This window comes from Helicobacter sp. (assembly GCF_029067145.1).
Lineage (GTDB): Bacteria > Campylobacterota > Campylobacteria > Campylobacterales > Helicobacteraceae > Helicobacter_D.
On record NZ_JAIEFA010000042.1, the window covers coordinates 1 to 17,957 of the forward strand.

Consider the following 17,957-nt stretch of genomic DNA (forward strand, 5'->3'; position numbering starts at 1 on the left):
TATATAAAGAAAGGATAAAGGCAAGAAATGAAAATTGTCAAATTGAATATTAGCGGAATGCATTGTAGTGCCTGTTCTTCTACGATTGAGAAAAATTTACAAAAGATTCCAAGCATTAAAAATATCAAGATTAATTCTATCAGCGGAAAGGCAAAAATTGCATATGATGAAACGCAAATTTCAGAAACACAAATTGCTGAACAAATTACTTCTTATGGATTTCCTGCAAACCTAGATGATTCTAAAGAGCAAGAAATCGCTTATATTAAGGGACTAAAGCGGAGATTATGGGTGGCAATCCCCTTGTTTGCGGTGATTTTTTCTTTGCATATGGGTGGATTCCACACTGCGTGGAGCGGAGTTGTGCAACTAATTTTAGCAAGCATTGTGCAGTTTTATTGCGGATTGCCTTTTTATCAAGGGGCAAAAAGCTTTTTTAAAACAAAATCGGCAGATATGAATGTCCTCATCGCACTTGGCACAAGTGTGGCGTATCTTTATTCGCTTTATCTTTTTGTGAGTGGTGGGAGTGGATTTTATTTTGAGGGCAGCAGTGCGGTAATTTGTTTTGTGCTAGTAGGCGAATACTTAAAGTCAAGCGCAAAGAAAAAGGCAAGTGATGAACTAGAGATTCTCTCTAAGCTTTTGCCTGCACAAGCGAGGTTGTTAAACGAATCACAACAGACACAATGGATTGCAATAGATAAGATTCAAAAGGGCAATCAATGCTTGGTCATAGGTGGCGAGAAGATTCCCTTAGATGGCGTTGTAGTCTCTGGGGAAGCAGAAGTGAGCAGTGCGCATATCAATGGCGAAGAGTTGCCCAAAACATTGGGCGCAGGCGCGGAGGTGATTGGCGGGAGTTTGGTTCTAAATGGCGAAATTGTGATTGAAGCGAGCAAGGATTCTAATGAATTTTTTGTTTATGAAATGTTGGACTTACTAGAGCTTTCACAGGCGCAAAAGCCACCTATTGGCGCACTTGCAGATAGAATCGCTAGCATATTTGTGCCGAGTGTCGTGCTGCTTAGCATTGTTTGTTTTGTATTTTGGCTAGCATTGGGGCAAGACTTGGGATTTGCATTATCTATTGCTGCTTGTGTGCTTGTTATTTCTTGTCCTTGCGCACTTGGTCTTGCTGTGCCTTTGGCGATTGTTTGTGCGAGTATGCGTGCAAAAAGAGCAGAGATTTTAATTAAAACACCCGATATTTATGAAAAGGCAAAACAAGTAAAAACGATTGTGTTTGACAAAACAGGCACACTCACAAAGGGAGAAATTGTGATTCGTGATTGTAAGATTTTATCCCAAACGCTCTCTTATGATTTTATCTCTAGCCTTGTTTGCGCAATGCAAAAGAACAATCCACACCCTATTGCGCGGGCAATCTTGGATTTTACCAAAGATTCTACCCCTTTTGATTTGGAATCTAAAACCTATGAGATTGGCAAGGGAGTGCAGGCAGTTTTTGAAGGAATGCCTTATTCTTTGGGTTCATTAGAATGGGTAGAATCCCTATGCAAAACGACATTGCGAGATTTTCCTCGTGAAAATTGTATTGCGCTTGGGGATTCAAAGGAAATCTTAGCCTTATTTTATTTGCAGGATTCCATTAAAGAAAATGCAAAAGCCACGATTGAGGCTTTGAGTGCGCGCGGAATAGAATCTGTGATTTTAAGCGGAGATAATGAAGAGAGTGTTGCAAAGATTGCAAAAACGCTTGGAATCGCAAAGTTTTTTGCGGGTGTCAATCCTGAAGAAAAAGCAAGTGTGATTGTAGAACTTGCACAAAAGGGCGCAGTTTGTTTTGTAGGAGATGGGATTAATGATGCGCTTGCACTTAAGAGTGCGAGCTTTGGAATCTCTTTTGCGCAAGCCACAGAGTTGGCGCAAGAAGTAGGAGATGTTTTATTGTTAAAAGAAAATCTATGGGGCATTGTGGAGGTTTTTGATATTGCCAATGCGACTTTAAAAAACATTCGTGAAAATTTATTTTTTGCTTATGTTTATAATATCGTGCTGATTCCTATTGCAGCGGGCGTGCTTTATCCGTATTTTGGAATCGTATTGCAACCCGCTTTTGCTGGGGCTGCTATGGCGTTTAGCTCTTTGAGCGTTGTAGGCAATGCGCTAAGAATCTCGCGTTTAAGGTTGGAAAATTGCACTTAATCTTTGGAATTTTGTTTTTGATTGTAGCCGATGTGTCGTATGCGCTTTCTTATTTGGTGCTAGAAGAAGAATATCAGTTTAAAGAAAATTCTATTTATGCCAAAGATTTATTTCCGGATTTGCAAAGTAATTTTTTACTCTTTAGCATTCCTAAAAATTCTAATAGTTATCAAATCAAAAGCTCTCAAATGACAGAAAAATTTGCAAATGAGGGAATATCTGTGGGTGCAAAATCCCCAATTATTACTTTTAAGCGTGCCATAAGAGGTGAGATTGAGGGGATTAGGAAGTATATTTTAGCTGAGTTTTTGCGCGAATATCAGTCCTATAAGATTCAGGTAAATGCAGTGCATTTGGAGCAGATTACACCTGTGGATTTTAAAGAAGATGCGATTTTGTCTATTGATTTTCATTCAAAGTTGCTTAAAAAACGCGAGGGTAGCTTTGATATTGTAGTGCAAGAAAAAAATGGGGAGCAATTAAGGAATCGCAAGGTTTATTTTAAATATTCCATTGACGCGACTTTGCAAGTCGTGCAGACGAGTGAGACTATTAGCGGTCGGCAGAGTATTGGCTACAATAATGCGCGTCTCATTCGGATTCCTTTTGAGCGCGTCAGTAGCACATTGATGAAAGAAAATGAAATGGGAAAAGTTGCTGTGCGCTCTTATACGCCCAAAGATGTGATTGTTACACAAGACCGCTTAATCCTTAAGCGTGTCGTAAAAAAAGGCGATAAAATTGCAGTGAGCGTCAGTGAGGAGGGTGTATTGCTAGAATTTGTGCTAGAAGCGCAAAAAGATGGCGCGGTGGGAGATACAATTAAGGCGCGCGCATTGCAAGGTAAAAAAACCTATGAGGTAGAAATCATAGAAGCAGGAAAGGGGAGATTATTATGAGGCGCATAATCGTTGGAATCAGCGGTGCAAGCGGAGTGGAGCTTGGCTTAAGATTCTTGCAGTTTTTACCAAAAGAGCTAGAAAAATATTGCGTCCTCACGCAAGGGGCGAAATTTACACTGCAAGCGGAGAATCGTAAAGATTCTGCAAGCTCGCAAGTGCAGGTTGATTGGATAGAATCCTTGCGGGAGATTCCAAATCTTATTTTGCTAGAGGATACGGATTTGGGTGCAAAAATTGCAAGCGGTTCGTTTATTTGTGAGGCAATGGCAGTGATTCCGTGCTCTCAAAATACTTTGGCAAAGATTGCTTGCGGAATTTGTGATACGCTTCTAACGCGCGCGGCAAGCGTGATGATAAAGGAGAATCGCAAATTGCTTCTTGCGCCTCGCGAAATGCCTTTTAGCCCGATTGTGTTAGAAAATATGTTGAAGCTTTCTAGGATTGGGGTGCGAATTGCTCCACCGATTTTTGGATATTATGCGGGAAAAAGCTTGGAGGAAATGGAAAGATTCCTTATTGGTAAATGGTGCGATAGTCTCTTATTGCCTTTTGATTATGCGCGTTGGGGGTGAATTGATGCACTTTTTAAAACACATCGCAGAGAGATTCGCCATTGTGCAGGCGCGCACTTTTAGTGTGTTGGCATTCTAAGACGAGGTTTTTAAGGACAAAATATGCCTTGCGCCCATTGTCGTTCGCGATAAAGCCATTTTTTTGCTTTTCAAAATAACACGCGCTAGGCTTTAAATCAAGGTTTTGATAGAGTGCGTTCCAATCTGTCGCGATTCTTTGCTGTTTTTGTGCTTTGAGGGTTAGTTTGAGATTTAGGACTTGGAGTTGCAATTTTTTGATACAAGCGTTTTGGGTGTAATGGCTAAAATGTGGAATCCCAAAGCTAAGCAAAATGCCGAGCAAGGATAGCACAAGCACTAATTCTAATAATGTAAAGGCGGATTTGTGTTTTGATGTCATTAAAACACAATGGAGCTGCTAAGCAATGGAATCTTAAGCTCTCGCACAAGACTAATGCTTTCAATGAGTCTTTCGCAAGTGTCGCCTTGAGCATTTCCGCTTGTTTGCGTAGAAAGTTGCAAAAATTGCACGGATTTTGGTGTGCTTGCAGTGGAGTGATTGGAATCTAACAAGGTCGCACTAACGCAAGGATTGCCGTTTTTGTCTTGCAGTTTGCTTGTGATTGCATAGTCGTTGAGATTCCAATTCGCGCTACTAAGCGTAACTGCGCTAATAAAAGTCCCTTCTCCTTGTGCAAGAAAATAAGCAGGAAAGGAAGTCTTGAGTGTGTTAATATCGCTTTTGAGCGCGACAAGCTTCGCGTCATCACGACTTGCAGAAATTTTTGGAATCGCAACAGCAGCCAAAATGCCTAAAATCACCAAAATAAATACAAGCTCTAGCATTGTAAAAGCTTTTTTGCTCTGCATACTTTTCCTTTGTCAAGCGCAAAATCTTCGGACTTTTTTCGTCAAAGCCTGCATTGTAGCGGTTTTTGAATGGTTTGTAAAGGGGATTTGAAAAATTTAATGAAACCCTTAAATTTACTTTTGGTGTAAAATTGTAGATTGCCACGCGTTATAAATAATGCTCGCAATGACGAACCACTCTGTCATTGCGAAGCCTTTAGGCTGAAGCAAACATTGCGTAGCAGTTTGCCCACACTTGCAAATCAATCACGCATACAGAAATCTTTAAAAATGGAATCTTGCAATAACGAAGCATTCAACACAAACTTGTTTCCTTGCGTAACAATCTTAACAAACTAAATAAAGTTAAAAACCTTTACACTTTATTTTAAGATTCTGTAATATTCAGGAATACATTTTGCTTAATACTTTCAATAAAAGGAAAGAAAATGAAAAAGCTAATTTTAGGAACTTTGTTAAGTTTAGGAATCTCAAGCACACTCTTTGCAGAAGTAGATTTTATCGCACTTGCAACCAATGGAGAGTTTAACGAACAAAGTGCAGGTGTGAAAGTCTTAAATGATGAGGAGATGAGGCAGGTTGTAGGTGGGGCGCGTGCAATTGGAGATTCATTCTATTCCTATGATGCCGTTAATAATTCAGGTACAAGAGTATCTTATACAGCTTACTATGACTTTAAACCTGATACTAGTGAGCAAAATCCAGACAGATACCAAGAACAAACTGCCTACGGACTTCTTAATGTAGATGATGGAAGCGGACGCTATAAGCCTGTTGTTTCTGCAACTTTAAATTTACTTACTAACCAAGTGAGTGTTTCTATTATCGGTGTGAATCAATACAATCCTGTTTATACAAGAAGTGCGGATAGAACTTATGCAAGTCAGTTATTAGAAAAAGATAGTAGAAAATTAATTAATCAAGCTAGCAGTCTTGTCAGAAACTACGCTAAGAACTATCGTTAAATTATAAAAATTACCATTTTCGGCACAACTTTTGCTTATCCTTTGATAGATTTTATTCAAAGGATAAGCAATGTCTAGCATTACCAATTCTTATTCCTCCTCTCTTTATTCTAGTTATTATCAGAATCTTAAAGATTCCAATACAAACAAGACAACTTCTACAAATGTAAGCAATAATGTCAATCTAGTCAATCAAGATTCTAAAACTACTTTACCAAGTGATAAAGAAATCTTGAGTGTAATAAACAATCAAGCACAATTCTATCAGCAGGCGTGGAAAAATATTAACTATACGACAGATAATTTATTTGCAATAGAAACTAGCCGGGGGTGCTCTATATTTAAAGGCGGCACAATGGCAACACATTGGGATATGCATTTTAAAGACACAATAGAAAATAAACTTAAGTTAAATAAGGGTAGCAATATCACACAACAAGACGCAGAGAATGCTCAAAAGTTTCTCTTTGAACAAATGGATAATATAATGCTGACACTTTATAAAGAGAATCCAGAGTTAATGCAAGAAACAATGGAGAAAAGCAATCAATTCTATGCAAGCAATCAACTTACAGGAGACGCTAGCTATCACTTATCCGATTATTATCAATCCTTAGGGATAGATGAGGAAAAGATTTCTGCTCTTTTATTAGACTATGGGGCAAGAACAGAATCGCAAAAGTTAGAGGAGGCGTTTTCAAACTATTTTGGAAGCGTTTCGGGTATCTTAAAGAATTTTTAAGCGGAGGAGAAATAGAGAAAAAAGAAATGTTGGAAATTCAAGATGCAGTCTATAAATATAGAGCCAACAAAATGGAAGCCACAGGATATAGTTTCTTTGCTGCTGTAACCGATAAACTCTCTCCTGCATTGCAAGAACAAATTACAGACGCAATTGCTCAAGTAATGTCTTTTTATTCTCAACCACATTCAATGGAAATCAATGGATATAAGATTTCTTGGGAATTTAGCGGAGGTTATAATCCTTATCCACATCTTCAATCACACGCAATTCTCTACGATGAAAGTTGTTTTAACATTTCCATTGAATTTTCCACTCCTAATTCCACTCTTACCCAAAACACTTTCCTTTCTCTCGCCTCTAACTTTGATTCCTCGCAAACTTTCTTTGAAGTCTTAGAGCAAAGAGATAAACTAGAAAAAGAGAATCAAGAACTTAAAAACAAAGAAGCTTTCCTCGCCTATGGAATCTTGCAAAACAACTTTGCAAAAACAGATTCTCAAAGCGATTCCATAATGCAAACCTTGCTTAAGGAATCTAAAGAGGCTTAAAAAGAGAGATTATAAGCTATGAAATTATAATTAAATCAAATAAGTTGATGCGTATAGTGCAGCAGTTTCGCTTCGTAGAATATTGCATTTGGGTGCGCTAAAAATATGTTTATCCTGCAATATTTCGCGTTCTTTTGGGCTAAATCCCCCCTCGCAGCCGACCATTAAAGGCATTTGCAAAGAATCCACCAAAGCCTCACCGCCAAAGTCTAAAACTGCAAAATTTGGGTAGTTTTGTAGCACTTCCTCTAAATTTGAAAAAATTTCAATTTCTAATCCTATGAAGCGTCCGCATTGCTCACAAGAATGATTTAAGATTCTCTGAAGTCGCTTGAAGTCTAGCTTGAATTGTTTTTGAGAATATTGCGCATAAAAAAGCGTAACTTTAGCTAGATTTAGTTCATTGAGCATAGGAAGTGTTTTTTCAATATTTTTTGGTTCAATCATTGCCCAAATTAAATGCCCTTTGGGAGGATTTTGGAGCGAGATAGTTTGGATTTCTTGCAGGGTAAGTTTTGCATCTTTTTTGTTGATTTCTGTAATGGTGTAGCGACAGAGATTTAAATCGCGCCCATTGCACAAAAAGAGCGATTCTGATTTGTGCGTTCTGCGAGAATGGAAAAGGTGGTGATAGATTTCATCTTTGAGCGTGATTTGTGGCTCTCCCGCATTTTCATAAAGGATAAATTGCATTTAAATTGCCCAAAGAAGTAGAATCGCAAAGAAGCTTAAATCCAAGCTGTATTTGAATTTTGCCCAGCGAAAAAATGCTTCGCGTTTAGAAATGTCAGCTTCTACTTTAATAAGTTTTTGACGCTTATGGCGCAGGATTTCAAGCGCAAAACAAACAAGCCATAATGCAAGCATTGCGAGAATTTTAAAATCCATTACAAATCCTAACATTGCCCAAATCACAAACCCGCTAAAAAGACTTGCACTTAAGAGCGTATAATATGCAGGTGCGGTAACAGCAAGGGAGCGAAGCCTTTGCGTGTGGGATTCTTTGGTAAATAAACAAAAAAGATTCCAAAGAGGCGGCAAAAGCAGCGGAAAAGATAAAAATAGATGTATAAAAAGTAGCTGTTCTCCGACAAATTCCATTGATAAGTCCTAAAATTTGCGCGAATTGTAACAATAAATGCTTGTTTTGTAAAGCAAATGTGGAATCTTGAAAGTGGAATATGTTAAGATTTCTTGTTGCAGAATATTCTTAATAGGAGTGTGGAATGTGGATTTTGTTTTCACCAAGCGAGAAAAAATGCTTAGAACACAAAAAAGTGCGAGAAAAGCAAGGCGAACCATTTTATAAAGATTTTATTTGCAATATTGGTTTGGACGAGGTTTTAAAGGCTTATGTTGAGGTATTAAAAGTCGGAAAAGAATCAGAAATTCAACGAATGTTTGGTGTGAAAACTTTATCCTTAAACGAATTAGCAGCAGCACAAAATCTAATGGAATCTCCTTTATTGCCTGCTATTTTGCGCTATTGCGGTGTTGCGTTTAGTGCGCTAGATTTTGAGCATTTGCAACAAGAATCGCAAGATTATTTAAGTCAGCATTTATTGATTTTTTCCAATCTTTTTGGGCTTTTACGTGCAATGGATAAAATTCCTTATTATGATTTAAAGCAAGGTGAAAGTTTTGAAAATAAATCAATAAAATTCAACACAAAGCAATTTTATCTCAAAAATACAAAAAAAATTTGGGAATATCTCGTAGAATCTGCAAGTGAGAATCCAAAAAATCCCCAAAAGTCTTTGGAAATTTTAGACTTACGCGCGGGATTTTATCAAAAATGCTTCAATATAAATCAGGTACCTACGCATTTGAATGTGCAAGAAAGTGTGGTGTATGAGCCGATTTTTGTTAAAAATGGTAAAGTGATTAGCCATTATGCTAAGCATTATCGTGGCATTTTGCTTAGGGCTTGCGCGATAGAGGAGCTAGCGTGTTTAGCGGATTTGGAGAATCTCTATCTTGAGGGATTGAAGCTAGAATCCGTGCAAAGAGTGCAAGAGGGCAATTTCAAGCGCGTTGTTTTGACTTATGCGCTTAAAAATGTATGAAAAAGTGTATAATATGTGCTATTTTATTTTTTAGGATTGTAAATGAAATTTTGTGGAAAAAATGTTTTAATCACAGGAGCTAGTAAAGGAATTGGTGCAGAGATTGCAAAAGTATTGGCAAAAGAGGGTTTAAAAGTGTGGATTAATTATCGTTCCAAACCAGAACTTGCAGACGCTCTAAAGGAGGAAATCCAAAAAGAGGATGGAGAAGCCGCAGTGGTTTGCTTTGACGCAACCAAAGAAGAGGAGTTTATCGCAGGAATGAACGCGATTCTTAGTAGTGATGGTGAATTGGCATTTGTGGTGAATAATGCAGGAATCACAAACGATAAACTCTCTATGCGTATGAAAGTGGAGGACTTTACTTCAGTGCTTGATGCAAATCTAACTTCAAGCTTCATTGGTTGCAAAGAGGCACTAAAAATTATGCGCAAACAAGGCTATGGGGCAGTTGTGAATATTGCGTCTATTATTGGGGAAATTGGCAATATTGGGCAATGTAATTACGCAGCAAGCAAGGGTGGAATGATTGCGATGACGAAATCTTTTGCCAAAGAGGGTGGAAGTAAAGGAATCCGCTTTAATTGTGTTACTCCGGGATTTATTGAAAGCGATATGACCAAAGCTTTGAAAGAGGAAATTAAACAATCCTATGCTCAAAATATTCCATTAGGGAGATTCGGCAAAGGAGAAGAGGTTGCAAGTGCGGTGGCGTTTTTGCTTTCTAATGGTGCAAACTATATCACAGGAGAAGTGTTAAAGGTTAATGGTGGATTATATATGTAAGTAACTTGAAAAGTTTTTGAAATTTTTAAGAAAAACTCGGTTACAATACTAACTTATTGAAATTTTTTAAGGAGATAGTAATGGCAATGTTTGATGATGTAAAAGCGGTTGTAGTAGAGCAACTCAATGTAAATGAGGGTGAAGTCAAGCCAGAATCTAAATTTGTAGATGATTTGGGAGCAGATTCTTTAGATGTTGTAGAACTTGTAATGGCATTAGAGGAAAAATTTGAGATTGAGATTCCTGATGAGGAAGCAGAAAAAATCCAAACCGTGGGCGATGTTGTCGCATACATTGAAAAAGCAAAAGCTTAAAATAAAGCAAAATTAACTTAGGTGCGCCTTTGGGTGCGCTTGTTTGAAGTTTTAATTTAATAAGGAGAAATATGAGACGCGTAGTAGTTACCGGGATAGGAATGATTAATGCTCTCGGATTGAATAGAGAAGATTCTTTTAAAGCTATTGTAGATGGAAGATGTGGAGTTAAAACAATCTCCTCTTTTGATGTCTCGGAATTTCCTGTAAAAATTGCTGCGGAAATTACGAATTTTGACCCTACCTCTGTGATGGACGCCAAAGAAGTTAAAAAGGCAGACCGCTTTATTCAACTAGGAATCAAAGCCGCCAAAGAGGCAATGCAAGATAGTGGCTTGCTAAGTGGCGAGGGAAAATTGCTAGACAATGTCAATACAGAGAGATTTGGTATGAGTTCTGCCTCTGGAATCGGAGGTTTGGGAAATATTGAAAAAAACTCTGTGATTAACTTTGAACGCGGTCCTAAACGTATTTCCCCTTTCTTTATTCCCTCCTCACTTGTAAATATGCTAGGAGGTTTCATTTCTATTGATTATTCACTTAAAGGTCCTAATCTAGCAAGTGTTACAGCGTGTGCGGCTGGCACACACGGAATCAGCGAAGCAGGCAAAACGATTATGCTAAATTGTGCAGACAGAATGCTAGTTGTTGCGGCAGAAGCTGCGATTTGTGGCGTTGGAATCGGTGGGTTTGCCGCGATGAAAGCCCTTTCGGATAGAAACGATGCACCAGAACTTGCGAGCCGTCCTTTTGACAACGAACGCAATGGCTTTGTAATGGGTGAGGGAGCGGCGGCATTGGTGCTTGAAGAATACGAAATCGCTAAAGCAAGAGGAGCAAACATTTATGCAGAGCTTGTGGGATTTGGTGAAAGTGGAGACGCAAACCACATTACAACGCCTGCACCAGAGGGTGAGGGAGCTTATCGTGCAATGAAAATGGCATTGCAAATGGCAGGGATTCCGATTGATTATGTTAATGCACACGGGACTAGCACGAAATACAATGATTATTACGAGACTTTGGCTCTTAAAAAAGTCTTTAATGGCGCAGTGCCGCCTGTGAGCTCTACCAAAGGACAGATTGGGCATTGTTTAGGGGCAGCAGGAGGCATTGAAGCGGTAATTTCTCTTATGTCTTTGCAAAAAGGAATCTTGCCACCGACAATTAACCAAATCCAAAAAGACCCAGATTGTGATTTGGATTATATTCCAAATACTGCACGAGAAGTGAAAATTAACGCATTTATGAGCAATTCTTTTGGTTTTGGTGGAACAAATGGTGTTGTGATTTTCAAAAGAGTATAAATCGTGGCAACTTATTTAGATTTTGAAATAAAAATTAAGACAATCCAAGAAAATATTGCAACTGCGCAATTAAAAAATGATGCGCCCGCAATGGCGATTCTACAAAAAGAATTAGACAAGGAAGTGGCAAAGGTGTATTCCAATCTTTCGGATTATCAAAAACTCCAATTAGCGCGCCACCCAGACCGCCCTTATGCAATGGATTATATCGCATTGCTTTTAAAAGAGCCATTGGAGATTCACGGAGATAGACATTTTAAAGATGACAACGCCATTGTTTGTTTCTTGGGAAAAATTGAAGGGCAAAAGGTTATGGTAATTGGCGAGGAAAAGGGCAGGGGAACAAAAAATAAACTCCAGCGAAACTTTGGTATGCCAAATCCCGAAGGTTATCGTAAGGCATTGCGCACTGCAAAAATGGCAGAAAAGTTTGGAATCCCTCTTTTGATGTTTGTGGATACTCCCGGAGCTTATCCCGGAATCGGTGCAGAGGAGCGCGGACAGAGTGAGGCGATTGCAAAAAATCTGCAAGAATTTAGCAAGCTAAAAGTGCCGACGATTTCTATCGTAATTGGCGAGGGAGGAAGTGGCGGTGCGCTTGCAATAGGCGTGGCAGATAGGCTTGCGATGATGCAATATTCTGTGTTTAGCGTAATTTCTCCAGAGGGTTGTGCGGCAATTTTGTGGAATGACCCAAGCAAGATTGAAAGTGCCACACAAGCTCTCAAAATCACTCCAGAATCCTTAAAAGAATCTCATCTTATTGACGCAATTATCCAAGAGCCACAAATTGGCGCACATAGAGACAAGGAAAGTGCAGCGCAGGCAATTAAAAATTATTTTTTGACTGCCTTAAAGGAAATTCAAGCGGACTCTAATTATTTGCAGAATCGCTATAATAAACTAATGGCTTATGGGAGTTTTCAATAATTCTTATGCAAAAAGTTTGCATTAGGTAAAAAGTTGCAAGAGATTCCAAAAGTCGCAATTATCGGTGCGGGAGCAAGTGGAATCTTTTGTGCGATTTGCCTTTTGTCTTTTGGGATTCCTGTGGTTTTGTTTGAAAAAAACAAGACTTTGGGCAAGAAGCTCCTAGCCACAGGGAATGGACGCTGCAATATCCACAATCAGCATATCCATGCAAGACATTATCAAAGTTCAAGTTTTAGCACACAAGAGATTCAAGGTATTTTGGAGGCTTTTAACTTTCAAACGTTTCATAAATTTTGCCAAAGACTTGGAATCGCATTGGAGATTTGCGAGGATGGCAGGGTTTATCCGCAAAGCAATTCCGCAAAATCCGTGCTAGAAGTCTTTAGCAATACATTAAAAGATTCTGAAAATTTTACAATGGCTTTAGAAACTGAAGTTTTGGAATTGTGCCAAACGCAAGAGAGATTCTTGCTTAAAAGCTCTCAAGGGCAGGGGGAATATTCTTGCGTGGTGCTTGCCTGTGGGAGCGAAGCTGCGCCAAAGCTCGGAGGGAGCGATAAGGGGTTGGAGTTAGTCAAAAGTTTGGGATTGGAGATTGTTCAGACTTATCCCTCTTTGGTTTCTTTGAAGTTAGAATCCCCATTGATTCGCGCTCTAAGCGGTGTGAAAATCAAAGCCAAATTGACGCTCAAAAAAGCCAATCAAACGCTTGCCGAAGTGTTGGGAGATGTGCTTTTTACAGATTATGGAATCTCGGGCTTTGGGGTTTTAGACCTTTCCTCTTTTGTCCGATTAGAAGAGGATTTGCAAGTGATTTTGGATTTTTTGCCAAACTTTGAGGAAAGAGACTTGGAAAATCAGCTCGCCAATCTTGCAAAAACCTATCCTAAGAGAAATCTTGTTGTGCTGTTAAGCGGATTTTTGAATCCTAAAATCGCCAAAGCCTTTGCGCAAAACTTTTCTTGGAATCCTAAAAATACGAAGCAGTTAAAGCAATTGGTGTTTAAACTAAAAAATTTTGAGCTTCACAAACCTTTACTAAAGGGCTTTGAGAATGCAGAGGTGAGCGGTGGAGGTGTGAGCGGAAAGGAAATCAATCCTAAGAGTTTGGAATCCAAAAAATGCCCAAATCTCTATATCATCGGCGAAATGCTTGATATTGTTGGGAATCGCGGGGGATACAATCTAGCCTTTGCTTTTGCAAGTGCGTGGGTTTGCGCAAGAGCGGTAAGGGAGAAATGTCTGCAATGACGCAAACCAAGCTGTCATTGCGAGGAGTGAAGTCCGAAGTAATCCATAATCCAAAATCTCGCTTTTAAGATTCCATTGTAAAAGTTTCTGTATTTACGAGTATAGATTGCCACGCAAGTTTAAAACTTGCTCGCAAGGACGCAGTAGTGAAGTCGCAGGTATGCTTGATTGTAGATTTGCAGCTCAAAGCGGGTGAATTTGCGAACGCAAATGCACGCCACGACTTCTTATAAGGTCTCGCAAGGACAAAAATTAAGAATCGCAAGCAATCTAAATGAAAGAATCTTGCAAATAAAGCTATTTCTTTCCCTCACCCTCTATCACGATTCCATATTTTGCGAGATTGAAGTAATTCTCATCTACATAATAAATATTGTGGAATCCCTTTTGTGCAAGCTGTGTGCCAAAATCCGCCGCAGTCGCGCCACTATGGCAATAAAGCAGAATCTTTTTGTCCGCATTTTCTTGCGCGATAAAGGCAATGCGTTGCAGGGATTCTATATTCAACGCGTCTTTAATGTGGCTAATGAGAAAATATCCCCTCCCGCGCAAATCAATCACGATAAATTCACTTAAATCAATTTTTTCTAAATCCACAGGTGTTGCTAAACTTTGATTTTTGATATACATTGCCCGCCTTTTTGAGTTTTTATAAAATTTCGTTAAAATAAACCAATGAGAACGATTTATTATATCACAAAAACAAACGACACCTTAAATGCCTTAGAATCGCAAGATTCCAAAAGTTTTATAGAGGTTTTGCCACTTTTGGAGATTCAAACGATTTTTCCAAGCGGGATTTGGGAGCAGTTTTGCTCTTGCGATTCTTTGATTTTTACCTCCGCAAACGCGATTCTTGCTTTGAGGGAAAATTTAGAATCCCTACCCAATGCCACAGAGGCAATGCAGAGGTGGCGAAATCTACCAAACTTCACTCTAGGGGCAGGGTGCAATGAGGCATTAAAGAATCTTGATTTGCAGGCTGCCTTTAGCGCAAGTCGTGCATATGGCGAGGAGTTCGCTAAAGAGCTGATTCCGCATTTGCAAGGCAAGAAGCCCTTATTTGTGCGGGCGCGCAAAATCGCCTCCAAACTTCCGCAAATCCTAGAAAGCGCAGGAATCTCGCTACAACAAGCGATTCTTTATGAGACTTTGCTACTCCAACTACAAGAATCGCAAAAAGAACCTTTGGCACGAGATTGTGTGGTGTTTTTTAGCGCACCCTCACACATTAAGGCATTTTTGCTTAATTTCACTTGGGATTCTAGTTTCATTGCCTTGTGTATCGGAGAAACCACGCGAAAATGCGCCTTAGAGCTTTTAGGTAAAGAAGCAAAGATTCTGCTTTCTCCGCAGGTGAGCAAGAAAGTTGCGCTAGAGTTTGCAAAAACGCTTTAGAGATTCCATAGTAAAACTTAATGTGTGCGAGATGATAGATTGCCACAGCCCCTAACGAGGCTTCGCAATGACTTGTTTCAACCGACATTATGGATTGCCACGCAAGTTTAAAAACTTGCTCGTAAAGACGCAGTGGAATCCTTAAGAAACTTCACAATGACGATTGGCAAATCAATGTTATTGTAAAGCAAAGTTGTGATAGAATCCGCAAAAACACAGGAAAATTCATAAAAATGAAAAAGCTTAACCTCAAAACGGCAGCGATTCCAAAATTATTTTTCAGTTATTTTTTGCCCTCACTTGTTGCTATGCTTGCCCTTTCTACCTATTCCACGATTGATGGAATCTTTGTGGGTAAAAAACTTGGCGAAAATGCGCTAGCAGCAATTGGAATTGCTTGGCCTATTTTTCCGATTCTTATTGCCTTTGAATTGCTCTTTAGCGTGGGTGCTGCGGCAATGGCTTCTTATTTTTTGGGACGCGGGAAAGGATTTCGTGCGAGGATTGTGTTTAGCAGTGTGTTTTATTTTGCGCTAAGCACAAGTCTCATTGGCGGGATTGTGTTATATTTTTATAGCGATTCCATTGCACTTTTGCTCGGTAGTAGCGCGACACTTTTGCCGCTTGTGCGGCATTATACCGAAGTCATTTATCTTGGGGCGTTCATTATTATTTTACACCCGATGTTAGATATTTTTGCAATTAATGATAAACAGCCTGTGCTTGCGATGATTGCAATGATTGTGGGTTCATTGGCAAATATCGTGCTGAATTACTTTTTCTTATTTGTCTTGGAGCTTGGAATCGCAAGCAGTGCATTAGCCACGCTTCTTGGGCACGGAATTGGAATGTGCATTTTGCTCCAACATTTCTTGCGCAAAAAGGGTGATTTGTATCTCATTAAAGCCTTTGATATTTTTGCGCTTTTGAGTGCAACCAAAAATGGAATCCCGCAAAGTAGTTCGGAGATTAGCGTGAGTATTATGATGTTAATTTTTAACCATACGATTGCAGAGATTGTCGGAGATAGGGGATTGGCGATTTATAGTGTGCTAATGTATATCGGAATTATTCCCTTTACGATTCTGCTTTCTATGGCGCAAGGCGTGCAACCGATTGCAAGTTTTAACTATGGTGCAGGACTTATGGAACGCGTGCGAGGAGTATTTAACTTTGGTTTAGTTTTTAGCTTTGGAGGTGGAATCGCACTTTATTTCTTAGCTTTTATTTCCTCTCCTTTTTTGATTGCTTGGTTTTTGCCTAATGATATTGCAATGCGTGATGCAAGCTTATTAAGTGATACACAAAATGCAATGAAATTTTATTTTTTAGGCTATATATTGTTGGGTGTTAATATTGTAAGTGCGATTTTCTTTCAATCCATTCAGCGTACATTGAGTTCTTTTATAATTACTTTTTCCTATACTTTGCTTTTTGCACTTTGTTTTGTGATGATCCTACCTAAAATGTATGGATTTAATGGTGTGATTCTGTCCTATCCATTGGGAACTTTGTGCGCTACTTTTGTTTCTTTTGGAATTATTTTGTATGAGCGCAAACGAGGCATTTTGAAAAATCATTAAAAAATTATAAAAATTTTATTTTATATATAGATTTTATTAAACTATAAATATATTAAGTGTAATATCAATTTATTAAAGATTATTAATAAGGTTAATCTTTAAAATTTTAATTTTTTACAGAAAGAGGTTATCATGGGAACTAGAAAAGAACATGACTTCATTGGCGAATTAGAAATCGACGATTCTGTGTATTATGGAGTGCAGACTTTTAGAGCTGTGGAAAACTTCAAAATGACAGGAAGAACACTCAAAAACTATCCTTTTTTTGTCAAGGCGTTTGCGCAAATCAAAAAAGCAGCTGCATTAGCAAACAAAGAAGTAGGGGTGCTTGATGCACAAAAAGCAGATGCGATTGCAAAAGCTGCGGATAGATTGATTAATGGTGAATTTATTGACCAATTTGTCGTAGATATGATGCAAGGAGGTGCTGGAACATCTACTAATATGAATGTTAATGAAGTCATCACTAACATTGCATTGGAAAGTATGGGACATAAAAAGGGGGAATATCAATATCTTCACCCTAATGACCATACCAATTTGGGACAATCCACGAATGATACCTATCCAAGCTCTATCAAAGTTGCAACTCACGAGAAATTAGGACATTTGCTTGAGGCAATGGAGGAGCTTAAAGCAGAGCTTGAGAAAAAAGCAAAAGAATGGAAAGACATTATCAAAATGGGACGCACAGAGCTAGAAGATGCTGTGCCAACAACACTTGGAAATTCATTTAATGCGTTTGCAAGTTATATCAAAAGTGATATTGCAAAAATTAAAGTAGCAAGAGAATCTATGGCGGTGCTTAATATGGGTGCAACTGCGATTGGAACAGGAATCAACTGCCACCCAGATTATAAGTTCGTGGTAGAGAAAAAATTGAAAGAAATTACTGGTGTAGAATTTAAACCCGCAGAGGATTTCATCGCTGCTACACAAGATACAGCGGATTTTGTGCATGTCAGTGGTGCGCTTAAAACCGCAGCAGTAAGACTTTCTAAAATCGCAAATGATATAAGATTGATGAATAGCGGTCCTAGATGCGGACTTGGAGAGGTAAATTTACCAAAAATGCAGCCCGGAAGCTCTATTATGCCTGGCAAAGTGAATCCTGTAATTTGCGAAGTTGTTGGAGAAGCTTGCTATGAGGTGATTGGCAATGATGTAACTATTATGCTTTGCAGCGAAAGAGGCGAGTTTGAACTCAATGCGTTTGAGCCCGGTATTGCTTACGCACTTTTTAATTCTGTAATAGTTTTGGAAAATGCAATGAGAACTTTAGCGCAAAAAGCTATCAAAGATTTGACAGCAAATCCAGAAGCTTGCAAAAATGCAGTGCTTAACTCTATTGGAATCGTAACTGCATTTAATCCAGTGTTGGGTTATGAAAAATCTGCAAGTATGGCAAAAGAAGCATTGCAAACAGGCAAATCAGTGGCGGATATTTGTTTGGAAAGAGGCTATTTACCAAAAGAAGAGATTGATAAAATCTTAGACCCGAAAAATATGCTAAATCCACAAATGAAATCAAAAAAATAAGGAAAATAA

At 38.8% G+C, this 17,957-nt stretch carries 20 protein-coding genes; 15 read left to right on the forward strand and 5 right to left on the reverse strand.

The window, feature by feature from the left end:
• Positions 1 to 27: 27 nt before the first annotated feature.
• The 3 genes from K2N75_RS04815 to K2N75_RS04825 are packed head-to-tail and all read left to right on the forward strand — an operon-like array spanning position 28 to position 3,643.
• Positions 28 to 2,169 (forward strand): cation-translocating P-type ATPase, encoded by a 2,142-nt coding sequence (locus tag K2N75_RS04815; RefSeq protein ID WP_297680788.1) that lies wholly within the window; start codon positions 28 to 30, stop codon positions 2,167 to 2,169.
• Positions 2,160 to 3,068, forward strand: a complete 909-nt coding sequence (flgA, locus tag K2N75_RS04820) for a flagellar basal body P-ring formation chaperone FlgA (RefSeq protein WP_297680786.1) — start codon at positions 2,160 to 2,162, stop codon at positions 3,066 to 3,068. The genes K2N75_RS04815 and flgA overlap by 10 nt, the downstream gene beginning before the upstream one ends.
• The gene (locus tag K2N75_RS04825) at positions 3,065 to 3,643 is read left to right on the forward strand and encodes a UbiX family flavin prenyltransferase (RefSeq protein WP_297680784.1); all 579 of its coding nucleotides are present in this window, start codon (positions 3,065 to 3,067) and stop codon (positions 3,641 to 3,643) included. Before flgA ends, K2N75_RS04825 begins: the two co-directional genes overlap by 4 nt.
• Before the next feature lie 13 nt (positions 3,644 to 3,656).
• On the opposite strand, the gene K2N75_RS04830 is transcribed toward K2N75_RS04825, so the two are convergent.
• Together K2N75_RS04830 and K2N75_RS04835 are read right to left on the reverse strand one after the other, a co-directional pair.
• The gene (locus K2N75_RS04830) at positions 3,657 to 4,043 is read right to left on the reverse strand and encodes a prepilin-type N-terminal cleavage/methylation domain-containing protein (RefSeq protein ID WP_297680782.1); all 387 of its coding nucleotides are present in this window, start codon (positions 4,041 to 4,043) and stop codon (positions 3,657 to 3,659) included.
• Positions 4,043 to 4,513 carry a prepilin-type N-terminal cleavage/methylation domain-containing protein gene (locus tag K2N75_RS04835; protein ID WP_297680780.1) on the reverse strand — a complete coding sequence of 157 codons (471 nt, stop codon included), beginning with the start codon at positions 4,511 to 4,513 and terminating at the stop codon, positions 4,043 to 4,045. The genes K2N75_RS04830 and K2N75_RS04835 overlap by 1 nt, the downstream gene beginning before the upstream one ends.
• A 428-nt stretch (positions 4,514 to 4,941) precedes the next feature.
• Between K2N75_RS04835 and K2N75_RS04840 the strand changes: the two genes are divergently transcribed.
• From K2N75_RS04840 to K2N75_RS04850, 3 genes are all read left to right on the forward strand, one after another.
• Entirely contained in the window at positions 4,942 to 5,478 is a 537-nt protein-coding gene (locus tag K2N75_RS04840; protein WP_297680778.1) for a hypothetical protein, read from the forward strand.
• A 70-nt stretch (positions 5,479 to 5,548) separates the two neighbouring features.
• Complete coding sequence (locus K2N75_RS04845) at positions 5,549 to 6,220, forward strand: hypothetical protein (protein WP_297680776.1); 672 nt, start codon at positions 5,549 to 5,551, stop codon at positions 6,218 to 6,220.
• Between the two features lie 26 nt (positions 6,221 to 6,246).
• Entirely contained in the window at positions 6,247 to 6,771 is a 525-nt protein-coding gene (locus tag K2N75_RS04850) for a hypothetical protein (protein ID WP_297680774.1), read from the forward strand.
• 30 nt (positions 6,772 to 6,801) lie between these two features.
• On the opposite strand, the gene K2N75_RS04855 is transcribed toward K2N75_RS04850, so the two are convergent.
• Together K2N75_RS04855 and K2N75_RS04860 are read right to left on the reverse strand one after the other, a co-directional pair.
• Positions 6,802 to 7,464, reverse strand: coding sequence for a 16S rRNA (uracil(1498)-N(3))-methyltransferase (locus tag K2N75_RS04855; protein ID WP_297680772.1), 663 nt, complete (start codon positions 7,462 to 7,464; stop codon positions 6,802 to 6,804).
• A complete protein-coding gene (locus K2N75_RS04860; protein WP_297680770.1) occupies positions 7,465 to 7,872 on the reverse strand; it encodes a hypothetical protein in 408 nt (135 codons plus the stop codon).
• A 125-nt stretch (positions 7,873 to 7,997) separates the two neighbouring features.
• Here K2N75_RS04860 and K2N75_RS04865 point away from each other — a divergent pair, with 125 nt between their 5' ends.
• The 6 genes from K2N75_RS04865 to K2N75_RS04890 all read left to right on the forward strand — a co-directional run bounded on the left by K2N75_RS04865 (position 7,998) and on the right by K2N75_RS04890 (position 13,428).
• Positions 7,998 to 8,837 (forward strand): YaaA family protein, encoded by an 840-nt coding sequence (locus tag K2N75_RS04865; RefSeq protein ID WP_297680768.1) that lies wholly within the window; start codon positions 7,998 to 8,000, stop codon positions 8,835 to 8,837.
• A 42-nt stretch (positions 8,838 to 8,879) separates the two neighbouring features.
• The gene (gene fabG / locus K2N75_RS04870; RefSeq protein ID WP_297680766.1) at positions 8,880 to 9,623 is read left to right on the forward strand and encodes a 3-oxoacyl-ACP reductase FabG; all 744 of its coding nucleotides are present in this window, start codon (positions 8,880 to 8,882) and stop codon (positions 9,621 to 9,623) included.
• Positions 9,624 to 9,703: 80 nt separating this feature from the next.
• On the forward strand, positions 9,704 to 9,937 hold the full coding sequence (gene acpP, locus K2N75_RS04875) for an acyl carrier protein (RefSeq protein WP_026944368.1): 234 nt from the start codon (positions 9,704 to 9,706) through the stop codon (positions 9,935 to 9,937).
• Between the two features lie 71 nt (positions 9,938 to 10,008).
• Entirely contained in the window at positions 10,009 to 11,244 is a 1,236-nt protein-coding gene (locus K2N75_RS04880) for a beta-ketoacyl-ACP synthase II (protein WP_297680762.1), read from the forward strand.
• Positions 11,245 to 11,247: 3 nt separating this feature from the next.
• The gene (accA, locus tag K2N75_RS04885) at positions 11,248 to 12,174 is read left to right on the forward strand and encodes an acetyl-CoA carboxylase carboxyl transferase subunit alpha (RefSeq protein ID WP_297680760.1); all 927 of its coding nucleotides are present in this window, start codon (positions 11,248 to 11,250) and stop codon (positions 12,172 to 12,174) included.
• Positions 12,175 to 12,207: 33 nt separating this feature from the next.
• Entirely contained in the window at positions 12,208 to 13,428 is a 1,221-nt protein-coding gene (locus K2N75_RS04890; protein WP_297680758.1) for an aminoacetone oxidase family FAD-binding enzyme, read from the forward strand.
• 297 nt (positions 13,429 to 13,725) lie between these two features.
• On the opposite strand, the gene K2N75_RS04895 is transcribed toward K2N75_RS04890, so the two are convergent.
• Positions 13,726 to 14,058: a rhodanese-like domain-containing protein gene (locus K2N75_RS04895; protein ID WP_297680756.1), complete on the reverse strand. Its 333-nt coding sequence runs from the start codon at positions 14,056 to 14,058 to the stop codon at positions 13,726 to 13,728.
• A gap of 45 nt (positions 14,059 to 14,103) precedes the next feature.
• Here K2N75_RS04895 and K2N75_RS04900 point away from each other — a divergent pair, with 45 nt between their 5' ends.
• The 3 genes from K2N75_RS04900 to K2N75_RS04910 all read left to right on the forward strand — a co-directional run bounded on the left by K2N75_RS04900 (position 14,104) and on the right by K2N75_RS04910 (position 17,948).
• Positions 14,104 to 14,826: a uroporphyrinogen-III synthase gene (locus tag K2N75_RS04900; protein ID WP_297680754.1), complete on the forward strand. Its 723-nt coding sequence runs from the start codon at positions 14,104 to 14,106 to the stop codon at positions 14,824 to 14,826.
• Positions 14,827 to 15,059: 233 nt separating this feature from the next.
• The gene (locus tag K2N75_RS04905; RefSeq protein ID WP_297680752.1) at positions 15,060 to 16,409 is read left to right on the forward strand and encodes an MATE family efflux transporter; all 1,350 of its coding nucleotides are present in this window, start codon (positions 15,060 to 15,062) and stop codon (positions 16,407 to 16,409) included.
• A 132-nt stretch (positions 16,410 to 16,541) separates the two neighbouring features.
• On the forward strand, positions 16,542 to 17,948 hold the full coding sequence (locus K2N75_RS04910) for an aspartate ammonia-lyase (RefSeq protein ID WP_297680750.1): 1,407 nt from the start codon (positions 16,542 to 16,544) through the stop codon (positions 17,946 to 17,948).
• Positions 17,949 to 17,957 lie beyond the last annotated feature (9 nt).

What these genes read in the sequence shown, in the direction of transcription:
- K2N75_RS04865 (WP_297680768.1), top strand. Translation starts at nt 7,998, where the DNA reads ATGTGGATTTTGTTTTCACCAAGCGAGAAAAAATGCTTAGAACACAAA.
- K2N75_RS04895 (WP_297680756.1), bottom strand. Translation starts at nt 14,058, where the DNA reads ATGTATATCAAAAATCAAAGTTTAGCAACACCTGTGGATTTAGAAAAA.
- K2N75_RS04835 (WP_297680780.1), bottom strand. Translation starts at nt 4,513, where the DNA reads ATGCAGAGCAAAAAAGCTTTTACAATGCTAGAGCTTGTATTTATTTTG.
- K2N75_RS04880 (WP_297680762.1), top strand. Translation starts at nt 10,009, where the DNA reads ATGAGACGCGTAGTAGTTACCGGGATAGGAATGATTAATGCTCTCGGA.
- K2N75_RS04850 (WP_297680774.1), top strand. Translation starts at nt 6,247, where the DNA reads ATGTTGGAAATTCAAGATGCAGTCTATAAATATAGAGCCAACAAAATG.
- K2N75_RS04905 (WP_297680752.1), top strand. Translation starts at nt 15,060, where the DNA reads ATGAAAAAGCTTAACCTCAAAACGGCAGCGATTCCAAAATTATTTTTC.
- K2N75_RS04815 (WP_297680788.1), top strand. Translation starts at nt 28, where the DNA reads ATGAAAATTGTCAAATTGAATATTAGCGGAATGCATTGTAGTGCCTGT.
- K2N75_RS04910 (WP_297680750.1), top strand. Translation starts at nt 16,542, where the DNA reads ATGGGAACTAGAAAAGAACATGACTTCATTGGCGAATTAGAAATCGAC.
- K2N75_RS04900 (WP_297680754.1), top strand. Translation starts at nt 14,104, where the DNA reads ATGAGAACGATTTATTATATCACAAAAACAAACGACACCTTAAATGCC.
- K2N75_RS04860 (WP_297680770.1), bottom strand. Translation starts at nt 7,872, where the DNA reads ATGGAATTTGTCGGAGAACAGCTACTTTTTATACATCTATTTTTATCT.
- K2N75_RS04825 (WP_297680784.1), top strand. Translation starts at nt 3,065, where the DNA reads ATGAGGCGCATAATCGTTGGAATCAGCGGTGCAAGCGGAGTGGAGCTT.
- fabG (WP_297680766.1), top strand. Translation starts at nt 8,880, where the DNA reads ATGAAATTTTGTGGAAAAAATGTTTTAATCACAGGAGCTAGTAAAGGA.
- K2N75_RS04840 (WP_297680778.1), top strand. Translation starts at nt 4,942, where the DNA reads ATGAAAAAGCTAATTTTAGGAACTTTGTTAAGTTTAGGAATCTCAAGC.
- K2N75_RS04845 (WP_297680776.1), top strand. Translation starts at nt 5,549, where the DNA reads ATGTCTAGCATTACCAATTCTTATTCCTCCTCTCTTTATTCTAGTTAT.
- K2N75_RS04855 (WP_297680772.1), bottom strand. Translation starts at nt 7,464, where the DNA reads ATGCAATTTATCCTTTATGAAAATGCGGGAGAGCCACAAATCACGCTC.
- acpP (WP_026944368.1), top strand. Translation starts at nt 9,704, where the DNA reads ATGGCAATGTTTGATGATGTAAAAGCGGTTGTAGTAGAGCAACTCAAT.
- K2N75_RS04830 (WP_297680782.1), bottom strand. Translation starts at nt 4,043, where the DNA reads ATGACATCAAAACACAAATCCGCCTTTACATTATTAGAATTAGTGCTT.